22 protein-coding genes are annotated in these 21,578 nt (G+C 31.1%); 17 read left to right on the plus strand and 5 right to left on the minus strand.

Features of this window, described 5'->3' with window-relative positions; genetic code table 11:
- Positions 1-23: 23 nt before the first annotated feature.
- Complete coding sequence (locus OC535_RS04910) at positions 24-254, plus strand: DUF896 domain-containing protein (protein WP_264467705.1); 231 nt, start codon at positions 24-26, stop codon at positions 252-254.
- A gap of 198 nt (positions 255-452) precedes the next feature.
- Here the strand turns inward: OC535_RS04910 and OC535_RS04915 are convergent, their stop codons facing one another.
- Entirely contained in the window at positions 453-1,694 is a 1,242-nt protein-coding gene (locus OC535_RS04915; protein WP_498822983.1) for an IS256 family transposase, read from the minus strand.
- 89 nt (positions 1,695-1,783) lie between these two features.
- Positions 1,784-3,499: an IS1634 family transposase gene (locus tag OC535_RS04920; protein WP_498823311.1), complete on the minus strand. Its 1,716-nt coding sequence runs from the start codon at positions 3,497-3,499 to the stop codon at positions 1,784-1,786.
- Between the two features lie 127 nt (positions 3,500-3,626).
- On the opposite strand from OC535_RS04920, the gene OC535_RS04925 reads away from it, so the two are divergent.
- The 5 genes from OC535_RS04925 to OC535_RS04945 all read left to right on the plus strand — a co-directional run bounded on the left by OC535_RS04925 (position 3,627) and on the right by OC535_RS04945 (position 7,171).
- Positions 3,627-3,713, plus strand: a complete 87-nt coding sequence (locus tag OC535_RS04925; protein WP_498823383.1) for a DUF896 domain-containing protein — start codon at positions 3,627-3,629, stop codon at positions 3,711-3,713.
- An 88-nt stretch (positions 3,714-3,801) separates the two neighbouring features.
- Positions 3,802-5,778, plus strand: coding sequence for a transketolase (gene tkt / locus OC535_RS04930; protein ID WP_024720525.1), 1,977 nt, complete (start codon positions 3,802-3,804; stop codon positions 5,776-5,778).
- Between the two features lie 161 nt (positions 5,779-5,939).
- Positions 5,940-6,320 carry a sporulation inhibitor of replication protein SirA gene (locus tag OC535_RS04935; RefSeq protein ID WP_027088701.1) on the plus strand — a complete coding sequence of 127 codons (381 nt, stop codon included), beginning with the start codon at positions 5,940-5,942 and terminating at the stop codon, positions 6,318-6,320.
- Positions 6,321-6,322: 2 nt separating this feature from the next.
- On the plus strand, positions 6,323-6,526 hold the full coding sequence (locus OC535_RS04940; protein WP_187116129.1) for a YneF family protein: 204 nt from the start codon (positions 6,323-6,325) through the stop codon (positions 6,524-6,526).
- Positions 6,527-6,550: 24 nt separating this feature from the next.
- A complete protein-coding gene (locus tag OC535_RS04945; RefSeq protein ID WP_024720528.1) occupies positions 6,551-7,171 on the plus strand; it encodes a histidine phosphatase family protein in 621 nt (206 codons plus the stop codon).
- Between the two features lie 24 nt (positions 7,172-7,195).
- Here the strand turns inward: OC535_RS04945 and plsY are convergent, their stop codons facing one another.
- Entirely contained in the window at positions 7,196-7,795 is a 600-nt protein-coding gene (gene plsY, locus OC535_RS04950; RefSeq protein ID WP_264467706.1) for a glycerol-3-phosphate 1-O-acyltransferase PlsY, read from the minus strand.
- Between the two features lie 197 nt (positions 7,796-7,992).
- On the opposite strand from plsY, the gene parE reads away from it, so the two are divergent.
- Entirely contained in the window at positions 7,993-9,921 is a 1,929-nt protein-coding gene (gene parE / locus OC535_RS04955) for a DNA topoisomerase IV subunit B (protein WP_498823312.1), read from the plus strand.
- 13 nt (positions 9,922-9,934) lie between these two features.
- Positions 9,935-12,550: a DNA topoisomerase IV subunit A gene (parC, locus tag OC535_RS04960; RefSeq protein ID WP_024720531.1), complete on the plus strand. Its 2,616-nt coding sequence runs from the start codon at positions 9,935-9,937 to the stop codon at positions 12,548-12,550.
- Positions 12,551-12,564: 14 nt separating this feature from the next.
- Here parC and sigK read toward each other — a convergent pair whose 3' ends face one another.
- Positions 12,565-13,251, minus strand: coding sequence for an RNA polymerase sporulation sigma factor SigK (gene sigK / locus OC535_RS04965; RefSeq protein WP_024720532.1), 687 nt, complete (start codon positions 13,249-13,251; stop codon positions 12,565-12,567).
- Between the two features lie 134 nt (positions 13,252-13,385).
- Between sigK and yqeH the strand changes: the two genes are divergently transcribed.
- The 8 genes from yqeH (at position 13,386) to OC535_RS05005 (ending at position 20,415) form a co-directional block, all read left to right on the plus strand.
- Positions 13,386-14,483 carry a ribosome biogenesis GTPase YqeH gene (gene yqeH, locus OC535_RS04970; protein ID WP_498823313.1) on the plus strand — a complete coding sequence of 366 codons (1,098 nt, stop codon included), beginning with the start codon at positions 13,386-13,388 and terminating at the stop codon, positions 14,481-14,483.
- A 15-nt stretch (positions 14,484-14,498) separates the two neighbouring features.
- On the plus strand, positions 14,499-14,786 hold the full coding sequence (gene yhbY / locus OC535_RS04975; protein ID WP_024720533.1) for a ribosome assembly RNA-binding protein YhbY: 288 nt from the start codon (positions 14,499-14,501) through the stop codon (positions 14,784-14,786).
- The gene (locus OC535_RS04980) at positions 14,783-15,883 is read left to right on the plus strand and encodes a nicotinate-nucleotide adenylyltransferase (protein WP_498823314.1); all 1,101 of its coding nucleotides are present in this window, start codon (positions 14,783-14,785) and stop codon (positions 15,881-15,883) included. The genes yhbY and OC535_RS04980 overlap by 4 nt, the downstream gene beginning before the upstream one ends.
- On the plus strand, positions 15,876-16,220 hold the full coding sequence (gene rsfS / locus OC535_RS04985) for a ribosome silencing factor (RefSeq protein ID WP_024720535.1): 345 nt from the start codon (positions 15,876-15,878) through the stop codon (positions 16,218-16,220). Before OC535_RS04980 ends, rsfS begins: the two co-directional genes overlap by 8 nt.
- Positions 16,220-16,942 carry a class I SAM-dependent methyltransferase gene (locus OC535_RS04990; protein ID WP_227052370.1) on the plus strand — a complete coding sequence of 241 codons (723 nt, stop codon included), beginning with the start codon at positions 16,220-16,222 and terminating at the stop codon, positions 16,940-16,942. Before rsfS ends, OC535_RS04990 begins: the two co-directional genes overlap by 1 nt.
- The gene (locus OC535_RS04995) at positions 16,943-17,638 is read left to right on the plus strand and encodes a 5'-methylthioadenosine/adenosylhomocysteine nucleosidase (RefSeq protein WP_227052371.1); all 696 of its coding nucleotides are present in this window, start codon (positions 16,943-16,945) and stop codon (positions 17,636-17,638) included.
- Positions 17,635-19,971 carry a U32 family peptidase gene (locus tag OC535_RS05000; protein ID WP_498823315.1) on the plus strand — a complete coding sequence of 779 codons (2,337 nt, stop codon included), beginning with the start codon at positions 17,635-17,637 and terminating at the stop codon, positions 19,969-19,971. Before OC535_RS04995 ends, OC535_RS05000 begins: the two co-directional genes overlap by 4 nt.
- Before the next feature lie 114 nt (positions 19,972-20,085).
- The gene (locus OC535_RS05005; protein WP_004609773.1) at positions 20,086-20,415 is read left to right on the plus strand and encodes a helix-turn-helix domain-containing protein; all 330 of its coding nucleotides are present in this window, start codon (positions 20,086-20,088) and stop codon (positions 20,413-20,415) included.
- A 17-nt stretch (positions 20,416-20,432) separates the two neighbouring features.
- On the opposite strand, the gene OC535_RS05010 is transcribed toward OC535_RS05005, so the two are convergent.
- Positions 20,433-20,978, minus strand: coding sequence for a metallophosphoesterase family protein (locus OC535_RS05010; RefSeq protein WP_498823316.1), 546 nt, complete (start codon positions 20,976-20,978; stop codon positions 20,433-20,435).
- A 206-nt stretch (positions 20,979-21,184) separates the two neighbouring features.
- Here OC535_RS05010 and OC535_RS05015 point away from each other — a divergent pair, with 206 nt between their 5' ends.
- Positions 21,185-21,499, plus strand: coding sequence for a PTS sugar transporter subunit IIB (locus OC535_RS05015; RefSeq protein ID WP_024720540.1), 315 nt, complete (start codon positions 21,185-21,187; stop codon positions 21,497-21,499).
- Positions 21,500-21,578: the final 79 nt, after the last annotated feature.

Genomic DNA, 21,578 nt, shown 5'->3' on the forward strand with positions numbered 1-21,578 from the left:
TTTTTTATACAAGGAGAAAGGCAATGAGTAGTATAGATCAAAAATTAATTACTAGAATTAATGAACTGGCAAAAAAGAAAAAAGATGGCAGTATCACTCCAGCTGAGTTGAAAGAACAAGAAAAATTACGTCAGGAGTATTTAAAAGCTTTTAGAAGTGGTTTTAAACAGCAGTTAATGACAATCAAAGTAGTTGATACAAAAGGAAATGATGTAACTCCAAAAAAATTAAAAGATGAAAAATTAAAAAATTAAAGATATTTTTAGAAACTTATTCAATTTTAGACATTTTTGTGTATAATACCTGACTTTGGCAGTTGAATAGAAAAAAATGGTGCTAACTCGTATAAATCATCGAGTCAGCATGGGAATGTCAAGAAATTTGTGTAAGTAATTTTATTAAATTGTCAAAGAACTATAGAAATGACTTATATCGAGTATATATAGGTCATTTTATTTTTCTAAATATTTTTGGATTCTTGTTGAAAATCTATCATCCATCATTAATTGATTCATAACCATTGCCCAATTTGATACACGCCCACCTGACCATTTTTTCGATAATTCAAGAACTCTTAAATATAACACTTTTAATACCGCTGTCTCATTTGGAAATGCTCCTTTTTTTATGACCTTTCTAAAACTTGAATTGACACTTTCAATTGCATTGGTTGTATACATAACTTTTCTGATGGCTGATCCATAATCAAACAGCTGTTCTACATGATGAATGTTCCTTTCCCATACATCAACTGCTCCCGGATATTGTTTCCACTCATTCTTGAATGTTTCAAATGCGTTTTTGGCCGCCTTTAAACTAGGAGCTCCATAAACTTTTTTCAATGATTGTGTAAATCGCTTATAATCCTTGCTTGGGACATATTTAATAGAATTCCTTATAAGGTGGACAATACATCTTTGTACCACAACATTGGGAAATATTGCTTTCGCACCATCTTCAAGTCCACTAACACCATCCATAGATATAAAGAAAACATCTTCCACACCTCTCGCTTTGATTTCATCAAAAATCTGCATCCATTTATGCTTGCTTTCTGTCTCGTTTAACCATAACCCCAGTATTTCCTTGTTTCCATTGATGTCATAGCCTAAAACAGCATATACAGCATATTCCTTTACCTCATAATCATTTCTTACTGTCACATATAAACAGTCAACAAACAAGAATGCATAACATTGAGATAGTGGTCGGTTTTGCCAGTTTTCCAGTTCAGGAATGATAGCATCGGTTATATCGGAAATCATTTCATGAGAAACCGAAAATCCATAGATATCTTCAATTGTGGTTGATATATCTCTTTGAGACATTCCTTTTGCATACATTGAGATGACTTTATTTTCAATGTCCGAAACATCTCTCGTTCTCTTAGGAATAATTTGCGGTTCAAAAGATGCCTCCCTGTCTCTAGGTATATTAATATCTAATTCTCCTCTTGATGTTTTTATTTTTTTAGGAGAATAACCATTTCTTCTGTTTAATGTCTTTTTTTCTTCTTTACTGTTAGATGCATAACCAAGATGGTTGTTCATTTCTCCCTGAAGCATTGATTCAAATAATGGTCCAAAAATATCTTTTAAAGCTTCATCCATATCCTGTGCTGATTGTGGATTATAAGTATCAATAATTTGTTGAGCCAAAGCTACTGTTTTTGGATCTCTTTTTATTCTTGCCATATTTCATTAACCTCCATATTTTTAATTTTGATAATAAGAAAAGTGTGTAGCAGTAATATAACACATATTACTTACTTACACACTTTATTTTACACTCCCGTCAGCATCATTTTTATTTGTCTGTCAGTTAGATAATAATTTGTAATTGGTTGATTCAATATGCCGGCCAGTTCTACTATGAATCGCGTGGATCTTGTGATGTTTATGTATCTATGCTCATTTATCTGAATAACTTTAAATGTTTTAATGAATTCACATATTTCACTCGTTGCGTATTTGTTTTCCAATACCTTAAACTGGAATATGCGTATTAACAGTACCGCTATATAACATATCAGAAAATGTCCTTTGATGCTGTTTTCCTTTTGCAGATATACCGGTCTTGCATCCAGTTCGCTTTTCATGATTCTGAATGATTCTTCTATCCTCCACAGGTTGTGATAGGCATAATATATTTCACAATCGTCCATTTTATATTCTGATGTCACCAGTAGATTATACCCGGCAGCTGCTTTATCCTGCTCTATCGCCTTTTCATTCAACTGCACTTCTGCTTTGCTTCCATCTTTCCCCTGAAAAATAATATATTTTGAACTTTCTCCATATTCTTCCTTCTTTGCCTGGCTTGCTTTCAGCTTCCTGGCTTTTTCTATCATGCGGTTTATTTCAAATATCTTTTTTTTATACAATTTAGGATTGAAAGTAGCAACTCTTTTTTCCCTGACTTTTTTGACATATTCCCTTCCGTTTTCATCAGTATAGGAATAGGTGTATTCTTCAATGCATGACTTGTATTTGAATAATATATTATTTTTTTCATCTTTTACTTCTGTATAATCGTTATCCAGTAACACCCATGTTTTTTCGACTTTAGCCAGTTTCTTGACTGATTTGGAAAAAATATATCCGTCTCTGTTGTTGATTGCAGTTATAATGTTTCTGGCACTGTTTAATCCTTTATCGGCTATCCGGATAGTTCTACCCTTAATATTATTCCTATCCTTCAGACTTTTGATTACATTTCTGAATACCGGCTGTTCAGATTCATTTCCAGGATACATCTCCATTCCAATAGGTATCATATTGGCATCCAGCAGCAATCCCAGTCCTACTATGGGATCTTTTCGGTTTTCTTTGCTGGGTCCTTTTTTTTGAAATGAATTTTCCCTATCTATTTCAAAATAGAAGTTAGTGCAGTCGAAGTAGGTATGTTTTGTATCGATGCCATAGTTTTCGCTGGTAGCCACTGTAAATATCTCTACTATTTTTTGATATTCTTCCCCCAGGAATTCCACTGCATCCAGTATCTGATAGTAGCTGTCATGGCTGCTGTTGAACATAGAGGGGAGGACATCATGAAATGTTCTGTGTTTAGACAGTGGAGAGACAAGTCTAGCATATACCAGAGATGAAAAGACATCAAAGACATTGAAATGAAATTGTCTATTGGATTGTAAATAATCAAAATGTTCCCTGACATCAAGATTAGTCATTATGTTAGCCAAGGGGAAATATCCCAGATATCTTTCAGGAGAGATTTCAGAAATCAACCTTTGATTGATCTTTCTGTTGGCACATTCAGCTTTTCTCTGTGCGTTCAATCGATCAACTTCCTTTTGATAGTAGGAGATAGGGTCATCGATGCCGCTGTCAATGAGCTTTTGAATATTGCCTAAGGAACGATAGCTGCGATGTCTGGTACCTTTGACATCAGGGGAGTAGAAACTTTCATAGATGGAAAGATAAGTACGAGATTGGTGTTTAGAAACCTTTAAAAAGAAAGCCAAAATATCACCTCCAAACAATACACCATGACACCATTATTATAACACAAACAAAAAATTTTTTAAATAATTTTCAAATAAAAAAAGCCCATAAAATGGACTAAATTTAAATACATGATTAATTATTCCCAAATAAACATGGTGCTAACTGCTAAAGACGGGAATCAAAGTAGTTGATACAAAAGGAAATGATGTAACTCCAAAAAAATTAAAAGATGAAAAATTAAAAAATTAAAGATATTTTTAGAAACTTATTCAATTTTAGACATTTTTGTGTATAATAAAGATAAGTTTTTTATGTGTAAAAGGAGAATTAGAAATAAATGGAAACATCGAATTTATCAATTGCAGCAATTCGTGCTTTAGGCATTGATGCTATCAACAAAGCTAATTCAGGACATCCTGGAATGGTTTTAGGATCAGCACCTGCTGTGTATACGTTATTTACTAAAGAAATGAATTTTTACCATAAGCAGGCAAAATGGTTTAATCGTGATCGATTTGTTTTAGCTTCAGGTCATGCTTCAGCATTGTTATATACAATGTTACATCTATCAGGATATCAGATCTCAATGGATGATTTAAAAAACTTTAGACAATGGGGTTCAATAACACCAGGACATCCTGAATGCAATCTTACTGATGGTGTAGATGCTTCATCTGGTCCTTTAGGACAAGGAATTCCAATGGCTGCTGGAATGGCCTTAGCAGAAAAGTTTTTAGCAGCTAAATATAATCGTGATGGTTATGATATTGTTGATCATTATACATTTGCATTATGTGGTGATGGTGATATGCAAGAAGGGGTAACTTATGAAGCTGCTTCACTTGCTGGACATCTTTCACTTGGAAAATTAATTGTTTTATATGATGCTAATCAAGTTACTCTTGATGGTCCTTTATCAATGTCGTTTAGTGAAGATGTAAAAAAACGTTATGAAGCAATTGGATGGCAGGTAATCAATGTTAAAGATGGTAATAATATTAATGATATTCAAAAAGCAATCCGTAAAGGTAAAAAGGAATTGTATAAACCTACTTTGATCATTGTTAATACTGTTATTGGTTATGGATCAAGTAATCAGGGAACAAACAAGGTACATGGTAGTCCTTTAGGCAAAGAAGATGGTAGAAATGCTAAATTATCTTATGGATTTGATCATGAGGAATTTTATGTTCCTGAAGAAGTTTATGACGATTTTGCAAATAGTTGTATTAAACGTGGTAAAAATCGTTATAATAAATGGCAGCGTTTATTTAAAAATTATGAAAAAGAATTTCCTGAATTAGCTCAAGAATTAAAAGATGCAATTGATGGAAAATACAGTTTAGATATTGAAGAAATCATCCAAAATTACAAACCTGGTTTCAATGATGCAACAAGAAATACTTCATTACAATTAATTCAGGAAGCAGCTAAACAAAATCCTACATTTATGTCAGGAACTGCTGATTTAGCTTGTTCAACAAAAACGGAAATCGCTAATGAAAATGCTTTTAGCGTTGAAAATTATGATGGGCGTAATTTAGTTTTTGGAATTCGTGAATTTGCTATGGTTGCCATGATGAATGGAATTACCTTACATACAGGAATCAAAGTATCAGCAGGTGGTTTCTTAGTTTTCTCTGATTATTTTAAAGCAGCATTAAGAATGTCTTGTTTAATGGAATTGCCAATCATAATTCCTTTATCACATGATTCAATTGCTGTAGGAGAAGATGGACCGACACACCAGCCAATTGAACAGTTAGTAATGCTTCGTTCTTTACCAAACATTCGGGTATTAAGACCTGCAGATGCAATCGAAACGGCAGCGGCTTGGAAATTAGCAATCGAATCTACTAATAAACCAACAGCATTGATTCTAACTAGACAAAATGTAACGACAATGGAAAATACTTCATATGAAGGAGTAAGCAGGGGTGCTTATATCGTTGGTAAAGAAGTCGATCATCTTGATGCAATAATTATCGCTACTGGTAGTGAAGTAAATCTAGCAATGAAAGCTAAAGCAGCTTTATTAGAAGAAAATATCGATGTTCGGGTAGTTTCGATGCCATCGATGGAATTGTTTGAAGAACAAGATAAAGCTTATAAAGAATCGATTCTTCCTAATGATGTAAGAGCTCGTTTAGCAATCGAAATGGCTAGTGATTTTGGCTGGCATAAATATGTTGGATTAGATGGTAAAACAATGTCAGTAAGTAAATTTGGAGCTAGTGCACCAGCTAATGTAGTAATTGAAAACTATGGTTTCACAGTGGAAAATGTTATTAAAAATATTAAAGAAATCTTATAAAGAGTTGTTTTGATACAACTCTTTTTATTGTTCAAGCTGTAAACTAGATTCTTTGGATAAACTGTTTTCAATATTAAATTAAAAAATAATATATTTTGTTTTTAAACATTTTTTGACAATTTTTATCATTTGATCTTGCTAAGATTATTACGGTGATAGAAATGAATACATATAAAATATATAGATTAAATCCTAATGTAAGGGAACTTTTTGAACAATATCCGGAAATAAAAGAAAAAATTATTAAATTGGAACCCAAAAATGTTTTTTTAACTAAGCAGATGGAATGCTTTTTTGGTAATAACGAGGGAGTAAGTGATTATATTGAACATCGCTTAAAAGAACGTTACGATTATTTAAGAGATAATAATATTCATATTATTGATAATCAGTTGACAAAAGAAAAAATAGTTTGTAAAGTTTTTGATTATTATGTAATTATTGAGGCAGCTAAAAAAAGCAATATATTCTTTGAGATTTTATATCAAATTTCAAAAAGTTATGTTATAATTAGTGAGCAAGTAAAAAAATTGGAGGTATGAACATGATCTTAAATATGATTATTGGGGTAATTATCGGCGCTATTATTGGTTTCTTTGGGGCTCGTTATATGTTTAAAAAACAATTACAAAAAAATCCACCAATCAATGAAAAAATGATTCGTGCAATGTATATGGAAATGGGACGCAAACCTAGCGAAGTACAAATAAAAAAAATTATGTCATCTATTATGGCACAATATAAATAAGGGGAAGACCCTTATTTTTACTTTATGAAATTATTTATTACTAGACATTCAAAGACATTGTGGAATCAAGAAAAAAGACTTCAGGGCTGGAAAGATTCACCTTTAACAAAACAAGGCATCAAAGATGCCTTGCTATTAAAAGAACGTATCAAAACATTACCGATCGATTATTGTTATAGTAGTCCGATCAATCGTGCTAAACAAACAAGTGAGATTTTATTTGATCATATTATTCTAGATGATCGTTTAAAAGAGATGAATTTTGGTATTTATGAAGGAAGAAAAATAGCAGAATTAGTAAATGATAAGCAGTATGATGATTTATGGAATCATCCTGATGATCAAATTAGATTAACAAATGGTGAATCATATCTTGAGGTTCAATCAAGATTAAAAGATTTTATTGCTGATATCTATCAAAAACATCATGATAAAAATATTTTTATTACGATTCATGGAATGTTATTTATTATTTTACATGGCTTGATGCTTAACTATAAAATCAGTGATCTAACTAAGATCAATCAGCATGTCGTGCGTGGTTGTTCGCTTAGTGAAGTGGATTATGATGGTAAAAATTTTACGATCAAATATATTGGCGATGCTAGTCATTTAGAAGATGAAGAAATTATTAGTTATAAATAAAATCAGTCAAAATGACTGATTTTATTACATCCAGCTTATTTTACTTTCTGTTCCTTGCTTAACTCTTTTTAAATTCTCACGATGTCGGTAAATCAACAATAAAATAATTGCCGCAGTAGCTAATTTACCAGTTAGCGAAATATCCAAAAAAGGAGTTGCTAGTAAAACTGATGAAGAAGCTAAAACTGATGAAAGCGATACATATTTACTGATTTTTAAAACGATAAAGAAAACTACTAGGGCTAAAACAGCTCCCAAAGGATTAACAGCAAAAAAATATCCAATTGCTGTCGATACAGCTTTTCCCCCTTTGAAATTTGCGAAGATTGGATAACAATGACCAATAACACAAAACAGAGCACATAGATAAGATAAATCTTTATTTAGAGAAAATTCTGAGCAAAAATATTTAGTCAAAAGCATCACTAATAAAGCTTTTGAAGCATCGAGAACAATTACTGCAAAACCCGCTTTTTTTCCTAAAACTCGACCAGTATTTGTGCCACCTAAATTACCAGAACCGTAGTTTCTAACATCTGTTTTATAAAAAAGTCTTCCAATTACTAATGCAAATGGAATCGACCCATAAAGATATGCGAGAATTATTAAAATTACTGAAATCATATTTATCACCTTCATTTATTATATATTATTAGTTTAAAAAAGCAATCATTTATTCTAAAACTTTAACTAATTAAAGGGAATTGTGATAGAATATTAAATGATTATTTTTTCATAACTTGTTAAAAATACAATAACCTTTGAAAAATACAGATAATTTGGTTATAATGACAAAAGTGATTAAAGGAGGCAATTGATTAATGACAGCTAAAAGTAATTATGATGAATCAAATATCCAAATTCTTGAAGGATTAGAAGCAGTTAGAAAAAGACCAGGGATGTACATCGGTTCAACTGATAGTCGCGGTTTACATCATTTGGTTTGGGAAATTGTCGATAATGCTATCGATGAAGCTCTTAGCGGATTTGGTGATAACATTCAAGTAACGATCCATAGTGATAATAGTATTGAAGTTAGTGATCATGGTCGAGGAATGCCAACTGGGATGCATGCTTCAGGAAGACCAGCGACTGAAGTTATTTTGACAGTTCTCCATGCTGGGGGGAAATTTAGTGAAGATGGGGGATATAAAACATCAGGGGGCTTGCATGGTGTCGGAGCCTCTGTTGTTAACGCTTTATCATCATGGTTAGAAGTAACGATTTATCGTGATGGAAAAATCTGGTATCAAAAATTTGAAGACGGTGGCAATAAGATCAGCAAGTTAAAAGTGATTGGTAAAACTAATAAAACTGGGACTACGATTCATTTTTTACCGGATCCGGATATTTTTTCTGTGTGCGAATATAATTATTCTACGATCAGTGAAAGATTGATGGAAAGTGCCTTTCTATTAAAAGGAATCAAGATTGATTTAAAAGATGAACGGAATAATAAAGAAGTGTCTTATCAATATGATAATGGTTTGACTGCTTTTGTTGAATATTTAAATTATGAAAAAGAAACTCTTAATCCCATCATTAACATTGAAGGATCTTTAAATGAAATCGAAGTAGATGTGGCTTTACAATTTACAAGCGGTTATCAAGAAAATACACTGTCATTTGTTAACCTGGTTAGAACTGGTGATGGTGGAACTCATGAAACGGGATTCAAAGCTGCTTTAACGCGAACTTTTAATGAATATGCCCGTAAATACGGTTTGTTAAAAGAAAAGGAAAAAAATTTAGAAGGTAATGATGTTCGTGAAGGATTATCGGCAATAATTTCAATCAAAGTGCCTGAACATTTTTTACAGTTTGAAGGGCAGACAAAATCTAAATTAGGAACACCAGAAGCGCGAAATGTCGTTGATAATATCGTTTATGAAAAACTATCATTTTATTTAGAAGAAAACAAAGAAACAGCTGATGTTCTAACTAAAAAAATGATTAAAGCAGCCCAGGTTCGCGATGCCGCTCGAAAAGCTCGCGAGGCAGCTCGAAAAGGTAAAGGGGCAAAACAAGAAAGAATTTTAAGTGGTAAATTGGCTCCGGCGCAGTCAAAAGATAAAAAAAGAAAAGAACTTTATTTGGTCGAAGGAGATTCTGCTGGGGGAAGTGCTAAACAAGGACGTGATCGTAAATATCAGGCCATTTTACCACTTCGTGGAAAAGTTGTGAATACAGAAAAAGCAGCGATGAGCGAAATTTTAAAAAATGAAGAAATTGCAACTATCATTAATACTATAGGCGCTGGTGTTGGTCCCGATTTTAATGAAAAAGACAGTAACTATAGTAAAGTCATTATCATGACCGATGCTGATACTGATGGAGCCCATATTCAAATTCTTTTATTAACTTTTTTCTATCGCTATATGCGCGATTTAATTACAGCTGGAAAAGTATACATCGCCTTACCGCCATTATATAAAGTTTCTAAGAAAAACGGAAAAAAAGAGGAAGCTATCTATGCTTGGGAAGATGATGAACTAGAAGAAGCTAAGAAAAAAATCGGTCGTGGATATAATGTTCAGCGTTATAAAGGTTTAGGAGAAATGAATGCCAGTCAGTTATGGGAAACAACGATGAATCCAGAAACAAGAACTTTAATTCAAGTATCCATCGATGATGCTGCAATTGTAGAACGACGAGTTTCCGTTTTAATGGGTGATAAGGTTGAACCACGGCGTGAATGGATCGAACAAAATGTTCAGTTTACATTAGAAGATAATTTTGCAATTGATTAAGGAGAAATTTGATATGGATAAAAAAATAGTCATGTCATTAGAAACCATTATGGGCGACCGTTTTGGAAAATATTCAAAATATATCATTCAAGATCGTGCCTTACCTGATGTTCGTGATGGTTTAAAACCAGTACAGCGAAGAATTCTTTATTCGATGTACAAAGAAGGAAATCTATATACCAAGCCATATCGTAAATCAGCTAAGACAGTTGGTAATGTCATTGGTAATTATCATCCTCACGGTGATACTTCTGTTTATGATGCGATGGTTCGTTTATCACAAGAATGGAAAATGCGGGCACCATTAGTTGATATGCAGGGAAACAATGGTTCAATTGATAATGACCCAGCTGCAGCGATGCGTTATACTGAAGCGAGGCTTTCAGCAATTGCTGCTGAATTATTAAAAGATTTAGATAAAGAAACTGTGTTGATGTCATTAAACTTTGATGACACTGAATACGAACCAACAGTTTTACCAGCAGCATATCCAAACCTGCTGGTAAATGGAGCGACGGGGATTTCAGCCGGTTATGCTACTGATATTCCCCCGCATAATTTAGAAGAAGTGATCGAGGCGACGATTCACCGCATTAAATATCCTAACTGTTCGTTAGAGAAGATCATGGAATTTGTTAAAGGTCCCGATTTTCCTACTGGAGCGATCGTAGAGGGTAAACAAGGAATTTTAAATGCCTTTAAAACCGGTCGGGGAAAAGTCATTGTTCGTAGTAAAACTACAATACTTGAAGAAAAAACTATGAATAAGATCGTGGTTACGGAAATCCCTTATGAAGTGAATAAAGCTGAATTGGTAAGAAAAATAGATGAAATTCGTTTTAATCGCAGTATTGATGGTATTATTGAAGTTCGTGATGAATCTGATCGTAATGGACTTAGAATCGTAATTGATCTAAAAAAAGATATTTCAGTACAAAATACATTAAATTATTTATATAAAAATACTGATCTACAGAAGAATTATAATTATAATATGGTAGCCATCAGGGATAAACGGCCCGTGTTAATGGGAATTATGGATATTTTAGATGGATATATTGATCATCAAATTGATGTTGTTACCAGAAGTTCAATTTATGATTTAAACAAAGCTAAGGCGCGAAAGCATATCGTTAGCGGCTTAATTAAAGCAATATCTATTTTAGATGATGTCGTAAAGACAATCAGACAATCTAAAGATAAAGGTGATGCTAAAAATAATTTGATCATTAAGTTTGATTTTAGTGAAAAGCAGGCTGAAGCAATCGTAATGTTACAATTGTATCGTTTAACTAATACTGATATTGTTACATTGGAAAATGAAAATAAGGAATTAGATGAAAAAATTGCTTATTTAAATAATATTTTAGATAGCGATGATGTTTTACGTAAAGTAATTATTGATCAATTAAAAACGATCAAGAAAAAGTATCCTATGCCAAGATTATCAATGATCCGTGATGAGATTCAAGAAATTAAAATTGATGAAAAGGCAATGATCTTATCTGAAGACGTTAATATTTCAATTACTAGAGACGGTTATATCAAACGAATCAGTAAGCGTTCAATCAAAGCTAGAGGAACAACGCCTTTTGGTAAAAAAGAAAATGATTATCTTGTCTCTATGTATCAGGCTAACACGCTGGATCATTTATTGTTATTTACAGACGCTGGTAATTATTTATTTGTTCCGGTTCATAAAATTGAAGAGTTTAAATGGAAAGATGCCGGTAAACATATTAGTTATTTGATCAAAGTTAGTTCAAGTGAAAAAATTATTGGAACTATTTTAGTAAAAGATTTTAATCTGCCTTTATATGTAATGCTGGCTACAAAAAATGGTCAAATAAAACGAACTTTATTAAAAGATTTTAAAGTTACCCGTTTTTCAAAACCGCTTAAATGTATGGGACTTAAAAATGATGATAAAGTAATCGATGTTAAATTAACAGATAACAATCAAGGTATTATTTTAACTACTAAAGCAGGTTATGGAGCTCTATATTCAGAACAGGAAGTATCCGTGGTGGGAATAAAAGCTGCTGGTATCAAAGCTATCAATTTAAAAAATGATGAATTAATAAGTTTAAATATTTTTGATCCAATGACAAGCTGTTCATTAATGGTGATTAGTGAAAATGGTGGCATAAAACGAATCAAAATTGGTGATATTACACCATGTAATCGAGCAACCAAGGGAACGTTATTGTATAAAAATCCTAAAAGCAAAGTCATTTATGTCAAAAAAGCTGTTGTTATCAATAATCAACAGCAAATAACTTTAACATTAAATGATCAAACTAATTTTACATTTAAAGCATCTGATTATCACAATGCTTCCCTTGAACAAAAACCGACTGTATTTACTAAGTTGACAGATAATCAATTTATTGATGATGTTTATTTAGACACACCAATTTCTACTGATGATTATCATGATCTAAAATCAAAGGATGTTGCACCAGATATTTTCAAACAGCCTAAAGAGCATACTTTATTAGATGAACTTGATGAACCAGTTATAGAAAATAAAATAACTAAAAAGAAAAATTCATCAGTAAAAAAATCTAAACCTGTAAAATACGAAAAAATAAGTTTAGAAGATATATTAAATGAAGATGAATTTTAAACCGTAAAATTATTTTACGGTTTTTCCTTCATGTGTTCTTTTAACAATTTTATTAATGCTCTTTTTTCCAGCCGTGAGACATAAGAACGTGATATATTTAACTTTTTAGCAATTTCTTTTTGGGTATGTTTTTTAGTATTATTTAAACCATAACGCATGATCAACGTTTCTTTTTCTCGTGGTTCTAGGATTTTAAAATAATTAGCAAATTTATTTAAAGTATCTTTTTTATCAACGATATCAATAAATTCTTCCTGCTTAGCGGCAATAATATCACCTAAAACAATTTCACTGCCATCTTTATCGATACCAATAGTTTCATTTAATGAAACATCTAAGCTGGTTTTTTTGTTGGTTCTAAGATGCATTAAAATTTCATTTTCGATACATCTTGATGCATAAGTAGCTAATTTAGTTTTATGATTTTGTTTGTAGCTGTCAACTGCTTTGATTAAACCAATTGTTCCAATTGAAATTAGATCTTCTTGTAAATCTTTATTATTTTCATATTTTTTAGCGATATGAGCAACAAGTCGAAGATTTCTTTCAATTAAAATATTTCTAGCTTCTTGATCACCATTAAAAAAACGTTCTAAATATTTTTCTTCTTCCTTTGCACTTAAAGGAATTTCAAAAGATTTAGATTTAATGTATGATAAAAAGAAGCCGTTTGTTAATAATGATAGTATTGTTGAAAACATGAATTTCACCCCTGATACATATATATTGTAAATCTTTTATTTTAGGACAAAATATTTATGAATTGTTCATTTTATTTACTTTAAAAGTAGTGCAAAATAAGGTACAATGGGGATAGTTTTGAAAAGGAGAATGTATGAGCGAAAAAATAAGATGTTTTGGCTGTGGAGCCATAATTCAAAGTGAAGATGAAAAAAAGATTGGATTTATCCCTAAAAATGCTTTAAATAATGAAAAGGTTTTATGTAAACGTTGTTTTCGTTTAAAAAACTATCATGAGTTACAAAAAACAAATCTTACAAGTGATGATTTTTTAAATATTCTTCAAAAAATAGGTGATCAAAATTGTTTGGTTGTTTATTTGATTGATTTATTTGATTATAATGGAAGTTTAATAAATGGGTTGCCGCGGCATTTAAATAATAATGATATTCTCGTAGTTGGCAATAAACGTGATATTTTACCTAAATCATTAAAAGATATTAAAATAGAACACTGGTTACGTCGTCAATTAAAAGAAATCGGCATCAAACCAGTCGATGTGATTCTATCTAGTGGGGTAAAAAATTATAACTTAGATCTACTGATCGATAAGATCGATGAATATCGCCATGGTCGAGATGTTTATATCGTTGGAGTGACTAATGTAGGAAAATCTTCGTTAATAAACGCGTTATTAAAACATTATGGCAGCGGTGATGATAATTTGATTACAACGAGTGAATTTCCTGGTACGACACTTGATTTGATCGAAATCCCTTTAGATGATCAAAGTTATTTATATGACTCTCCAGGAATTATCAATTCGCATCAAATGGCTCATTTAGTAAAAGATGAAGATCTTAAAGTAATTATTCCTAAAAGTGAACTAAGACCTATTAATTTTCAATTAAACGATCAACAAAGTTTGTATTTTGGCGGTCTTGCCCGAATGGATTTTATAAGTGGGAAACATAGTTCATTTACTTGTTATTTTCCTAAATTACTTAAAATTCATCGTACTAAGTTAGAAAAAAGTGATAGTTTATACAATCGCCACCTAACTTTAAAACCAGAAATTGAAACAGTTAAAGATATTAAAGAAATGAAAGTTTATGATTTTAAACTACCACAACATAAAGTGGATCTTGTTATTTCCGGATTAGGATTTATTAGCGTTAATTGCCCAAATGCGAAGGTAAAGATTCATGTTCCTAAAGGTATTGGGGTATTTATTCGCGAAGCTTTAATTTAAGAAAGGATTTAAAATATGTTAACAGGAAAACAAAAAAGATATTTAAGAGGAATAGGACACAATTTAAATGCAATTTTCCAAATTGGAAAAGAAGGTGTTCACCAAACTCAGATCGAAGGAATCGATGCTGCTTTAGAAGCACATGAATTAATTAAAATCAAGATCTTAGAATCTTGCAGTGAAACTAAAAATGAAGTTGCAATTGAAATAAGCATGAAAACAAAAGCTGATGTCGTCCAAATTTTAGGCAGAACGATTCTTTTATATCGTCCTAGTGAAAAAGGAATCTATAAATTACCATGATGAAGATCGGTATTTTTGGCGGCAGCTTTGATCCCATTCATCAATCACACATAAGAGTGATTGAAGAAGCTTTAAAACAATTAAAACTTGATAAAATATTAGTTGTTCCAACTGCAAATAATCCTTGGAAAGATACTACAGGAGCTAATAAAGAACAGCGTTTAGAAATGTTGGATCTTGCTTTAGGACGATATCGTAGTGTAGAAATTTGTCGTTATGAAATAGATCAAGATGGCAGCAATAAAAATTATACGATCGATACGATCAATTATTTAAAATCTATTTATCCCGATGACCATTTATATTTTATTATGGGGATGGATCAGGCTAGTCTTTTTCATAAATGGAAAGACGCTAAAAAAATAAGCGAGCTAGTATCGTTAGTAGTATTTGAACGCCTTGGTTATCAAATAAATGATAATTTAAAAAAATATAATTTTACTAAATTAGATCTTATTGCTAGTGATGATGCCAGCAGTGATATTCGAAATGGTAAATTACATGCCTTGACTCCTGAAGTTTTAAAATATATCGTAGCTAATGGCATTTATTTAGAAACGATCGTTAAAACTAAGATGTCAAAAAAAAGATATATTCACACAGTTAGTATGGCAAAACTAGCTAAGGAAATTGCTGAAAGTAATGGTTTAGATGGAATGAAGGCATATGTTGCTGGAATGCTGCATGATATTGCTAAAGAAATGCCTCATGATCAGGCACTAGCTTTAATGAAAAAATATTTTCCTGAATATCTTGATAAACCAGAACCGATTTGGCATCAATGGTTATCATATTTTGTGGCTAAAGATGAGTATTTAGTAGATGACTTGGAGATTCTACAAGCGATTAGACATCATACTACAGCTTCTATCAATATGTCTAAATTAGATATGTGTATATATGAAGCCGATAAATATGATCCTAGTCGTGACTATGACTCTAGTCAAGAAATTGCTTTATGTAAAAAGGATGTTGTGGCCGGATTTAGAGCCTGCTTAAAAGATTTTTATGATTTTTCAAATAAAAAAGGGCGAAAAATCGATGAATGTTTTTTTGAAATTTATAACAAATATGTAAAAGGAGATATTAATGAATAAATTAGAAATTATTATAAAAGCTTTAGATGATAAATTAGCAGAGGATATTGTTGCAATCGATATGGAAATGGCTAGTCCAATTTATGATACATTTGTTATCTGTTCAGCCGCAAATGAGCGTTTGATGAATGCACTTAGAGACAGTGTTGAAGAAAATATGTTAAATAGTGGCTTTGAGGTGAAAAAAATAGAAGGGCGCCGTAACAGTAAATGGTTATTAATGGATTATGGAGATATTATCGTTCATATTTTTGATCAAGATGAAAGAGACAGCTATAATCTTGAAAAATTATGGTCGGATATGCCAAGAATTGATATTTCTGGGTATTTAAAATAATGTCATATGAAAATTTTGCTTATTATTATGATAGTTTGATGGATGAACAATTTTATCATGATTATTATAAATTTATTAATGAAAAAGCTGATTTTAAAACAGTTTTAGAACTTGGCTGTGGAACTGGAGAAATCGCTATTCGTCTTGCTAATGATAATAAGAATGTTTATGCTACTGATTTATCAAAAGATATGCTGGAAGTGGCAAGATTAAAGGCTATGGAAGCTAATGTCAATTTAATGCTTGGTCGTGTTGACATGAGTGATTTTAAAACAGATATCGCTGTTGATTTGGTTCTTTGTTTATGTGATTCAATAAACTATGTTTTAAGTCGCAAAAAAGTTAAACAAACATTTAAAAATATATATGAGGCTTTGAAGTATAATGGAACATTTATTTTTGATGTTGATAGTCTTTATAAAATGGACGAAATTCTTGATGGTTATTTTGAAGAAGAAGATGCTGATGATTTTTATTTTAAATGGGAAGCTAAAAAGACAGCATTTGGAAAAATCGAACATTTAATTGAGATAATCGATAAAGAAAATAACGAACATATCAAAGAGTTACATCAGCAACAAACTTATAGTATTGAAACATACTATGAAATGTTGCAGCAGGCCGGTTTTAAGGAAATAGAGCATTATGGTGAATTTGAAAAATATCATGATAAATCACAAAGAATTATTTTTGTCTGTCGTAAAAGAAGGGATGGTAAATAAATGATCGGTATAATTGGAGCGATGAAAGAAGAAGTAGATGCAATAAAAAAATATATGAATGTTGTAGATACGAAAACTATCTTAGACTGTACTTTTTATCAAGGGACGATTGAAAACAAAGAAGTTGTCTTATTGCAAGGGGGAATCGGAAAAGTAAATGCAGCTATTTGTACGACCCTGCTTTTAACAAATTATCAAATTGATTTTGTCATAAACGTTGGTTCTGCTGGTGGTCTTTGTTTAGATCAGGAAGTAGGAGATGTGGTTATTTCAGATGCAGTTTGCCAATATGATTTTGATATTACTGCTTTTCCTGATCGCGTATTAGGTGAAGTTCCTGGATTACCGCCAAAAATCAAAGCTGATCAAGAATTAGTTGATCGAGCAAAAAATGTCCTTGAAAATTTAAAACTAAACTATACAGCTGGTTTAATTGTTTCTGGTGATAAGTTTGTTGCTGATAAAAATACAGTTGATTATATCAAAGAAAATTTTAAAGATGCTAAGTGCTGTGAAATGGAAGCAGCAGCAGTGGGACAAACATGTTATAAATTTAATACTAAATTTATTATTACCCGTTCTTTAAGTGATATTTTTGATAAAGGTGATTCAACTATCCAATTTGATGAATATTTAAATAAAGCTGCTAATGCCTCAGCTTTAATGTGTGTATCACTAATTAAGGATCAATCATGAAAAAACAAATAGAACTATTAGCACCAGCAGGAAGCTATGAAGCTTTGCAGGCGGCTGTTCAAAATGGTGCCAATGCCATTTATTTAGGTGGCAATGATTTTAGTGCGCGAGCATTTGCTACTAATTTTAATCGAGATGAATTAAAACAGGCAGTAATTTATAGTCATCTAAGAAATGTCAAGATCTATGTTACAGTAAATACATTATATGAAGATAATCAGTTTGAAAATTTAAAAGATTATCTTTTGTTTTTAGCATCGATAAATGTTGATGCTTTGATTATTCAAGATCTTGGTTTAATGGCATATGTAAAAAAATATTTTCCTAATTTTGAAATCCACATGTCTACTCAAACTAGTATATATAGTTTAAGTGCGGTAAAGTATTTTGAACGCCTTGGTGTTGATAGAATTGTTTTAGCTCGGGAAAATAGTCTTGAAGAAATAAAAAATATTTGTAATAACTCTAAATTGGATATTGAAGTCTTTGTCCATGGCGCATTATGCATGTCATATTCCGGGCAGTGTTTGATGTCTAGTATGATTGCTAAAAGAAGCGGAAATAAAGGAGCCTGTGGGCAGCCATGCCGTTTAGCATACAAACTGCAAAAAGATGGTAAAAATCTCGATCAGGTACCATCATATTTATTGTCACCTAAAGATCTTTGCACAATTGAAAATGTTGGTGCTTTAATCGAAGCGGGAATTACCTCTTTTAAAATAGAGGGGCGCATGAAAAGGCCAGAATATGTTGCTATAATCGTTAAACAATATCGTGAAGCTATTGATGCTTATTTTCAAAAACAGAATTCAAAAAACTATTCTAAACAAATTAAAGAGATGAAACAAATGTTTAATCGCGGCTTTACGGGTGGTTATTTATTACAGGATAAAGATCTAATGGCTGATGATTATCCTGGTAATCGTGGCATCAAGTTAGGTTCTGTTCTTGATTATGATAAAAAGCGAAAAGTTGTAAAGATTAAATTGATCGATAAGATCAAACAAGGGGATAGGATCAGTTTTAAAAGTGTTGATTATACTAGAACCATAACTAAACTATTTTTGAATCATCGATTAGTAAATCAGGCTGTAGCCAAAGATATTATTGAAATCGAATTAAATACACCAGTTAAAAAAGGTGAATCTGTATATAAAATAATTGATATCGAATTAATTGAAAAAGCACATGACAGCTATCAAAAAGAACAAATTAAAAATTCTATCACAATGTATTTTAAAGGGCAAATAAATGATCATCCCACACTTACTATTACATATCAAGATAAAACAATTACGGTTGTATCAAAGCTAATAATGGAAGCTGCCAGCAAAGCACCACTAAATACTAAACATATTGAAAAGCAGCTTAGTAAATTAGGAAATACTGTTTTTAAAGCTGCTGATATAATTGTTGAAATTCCTGAAAATGCTTTTTTCAGTCTTAAAGAAATCAATGAAATGCGTCGTCAGGCAATCGATAAATTAGTTACATCTCTAACAGCTTTTAATTCAATAGCTCCATTAATAGAAGAAAAGAAAAATGCTCATTTAAATAAAACGATTAAAGGAATTTGTGTTCGTGTTTATTCTGTAGAACAGTTAAAAGCTTTGCTTGATGTAGATATTGAGGCTTATTATTTTCCATTATCACCACAATTAAAAGACGCTATTGAAATTGCCAAAAAACATCATAAAAAAATTATTCCTTTTACAGGTTTTTTAAATGATGAAAAACAATTATTCAACTTCAAAAATAGTAAATTGTATTTAGAAATCGATGCCATACTAGTTGGAAACTATGGTGCTTTAGAAATATTTAATGATAAAAAGTGCATTTTAGATACAACTTTTAATCTTTATAATAGTTATGCCTTAAACTATTTAAAAGCCTATGATGCCATCTTATCTTTAGAAATGAGTAAAAAACAAATCAATAATTTATCGAATATCACACAAAACATAATTGTAACAGTATATGGCAAAACAATTAATATGCATTTAAAGCACTGTTTAATTAGTAATCATTATTTTAAGAAAAAAATGATTGACTGTAACATGTGTAAAAAAGGAAACTATCATTTAGTTGATCGTAAAAATGAAAAGTTTAGGATCTTAACAGATAATAACTGTAATAATCTGATTTTTAATAGTCATAGTTTATATATAAATAAACTTGATAATCTAAATGTAGATTTTATTTTGTTATCATTTAGCGATGAAGATGGTCAAACAGCAAGATTTATTTATGATCAATTCAAACAAATTTTATCTGGTAAAATTCAACAAATTCCTAGTTTTATTAATCATACAAATGGATATTTTTATGATTAATTATCATTTTTTAGAAAAAAATGTTATTCTAATAAGAAATAACTTATAAAAACATAAAATTTTATTGAAGATAACTAAGGAAAATGCTAAAATTTATTTACTGGAGGTGTGGCGATGATAGATAAAGATTTAGCAGCCAGATTAAAATCCTATCGTAATTTTAAACATCTTACCCAAAAAGAAGTAGCCAAATATTTGAAAGTACCACATTCTGCTATCTCTGATATTGAAAACGGTAAAAGAGATATTACAGTCGGGGAGCTTAAGATTTTTTCTAATTTATATGGCCGCAGTGTTGAAGAAATAATGAGTGGTAAGAAATATGATTACTATAATATTGCTAATATTGCACGACTTTTGACAGAATTACCAGATGAGGATTTAAAGGAAGTTATGTTTATTATTGAATATAAGCGTAAACGTAATGAAGAAAGAGAAAAATAGAGTGAGAAAATCTCACTCTATTTTAGTATCTTTTTAAATTCTTCCAACATCAATATCCCATCATTCAAAACTAAATCGGTACATTCTTCAAACGTAGAACTATGATAATATTTAATTTCAAGTTCATCATTGATAATAGTAACGATTGCAAATGTACCAAAACCATAACTGCTACGGTTCATCATTACACTGCCAGGATTAATAATATACTTATTTTCAATAATAGTATAAGCAGGCACATGAGTATGTCCATGAAATGCAATATCGATATGCTTTTTTTTCATAAATGCTAGTAACTGCTCATTGCCGTAATAAATATTAAATTTATTACCATGGGTAATTAAACAACGATATTTTCCGGCATTAAAAATAATATTCGTTTTAAATGTTCCTGGTCGATCATGATTGCCATTAACAGTAAGATATTTTTTTAATAGTGGATCATCGTTTTTTAATGATGAATCACCACAATGAATATAGTAATCCATACCAGGATATTTGTCAGTTATATTTTTTAAAAGATCATTTTGTAAATGAGTATCACTAAGAACTAAAAGCTTCATAATCTTCACTTCCTCGTATAAAAACATGTATCATGATGTTTTATTATATCTTTTATATATTAAAAAAATGTGAATTTAAGGGCGAAATTTAGATTTAAGCTTAAATAAAGGTATCGAAAAAGGAAAAAAAAGATTTAAGAAAGTGTTTACATCTAACAACATTCGTTGTAAAATTAGAACAGGTAGAAAAAAGGAGGGTACAGTATATGAAAACTATTTTATTAGTATGTTCAGCTGGGATGTCTACTAGCTTATTAGTAACAAAAATGGAAGGTGCTGCTAAAGAAGCTGGTGTTGAATGTAAAATTTTTGCATTGCCTTTCTCTGATGCACCAAGAGTATTGGAAGAAGTTGACTGCATCTTACTTGGACCTCAAGTTAGATTCCAAAAAGCTGCTATTGAAAAACTTGCTGCCGGACGTAAAGCAGGTCCTATTCCTGTAGATGTTATCGATATGAGAGATTATGGAACGATGAATGGTAAAGCTGTTTTTGAAACTGCAATGAAAATGATTGGTTAATAGAAAAGCTTGTCTAAACAGATAAAACGGGCGTTTTTTATAATGCCCTTTTTATATGAATTGAAATAAAGGAGAGAGA

This window comes from Clostridium sp. Marseille-Q5894, from assembly GCF_946902305.1.
Taxonomy (GTDB): Bacteria; Bacillota_I; Bacilli_A; order Erysipelotrichales; family Coprobacillaceae; genus Thomasclavelia.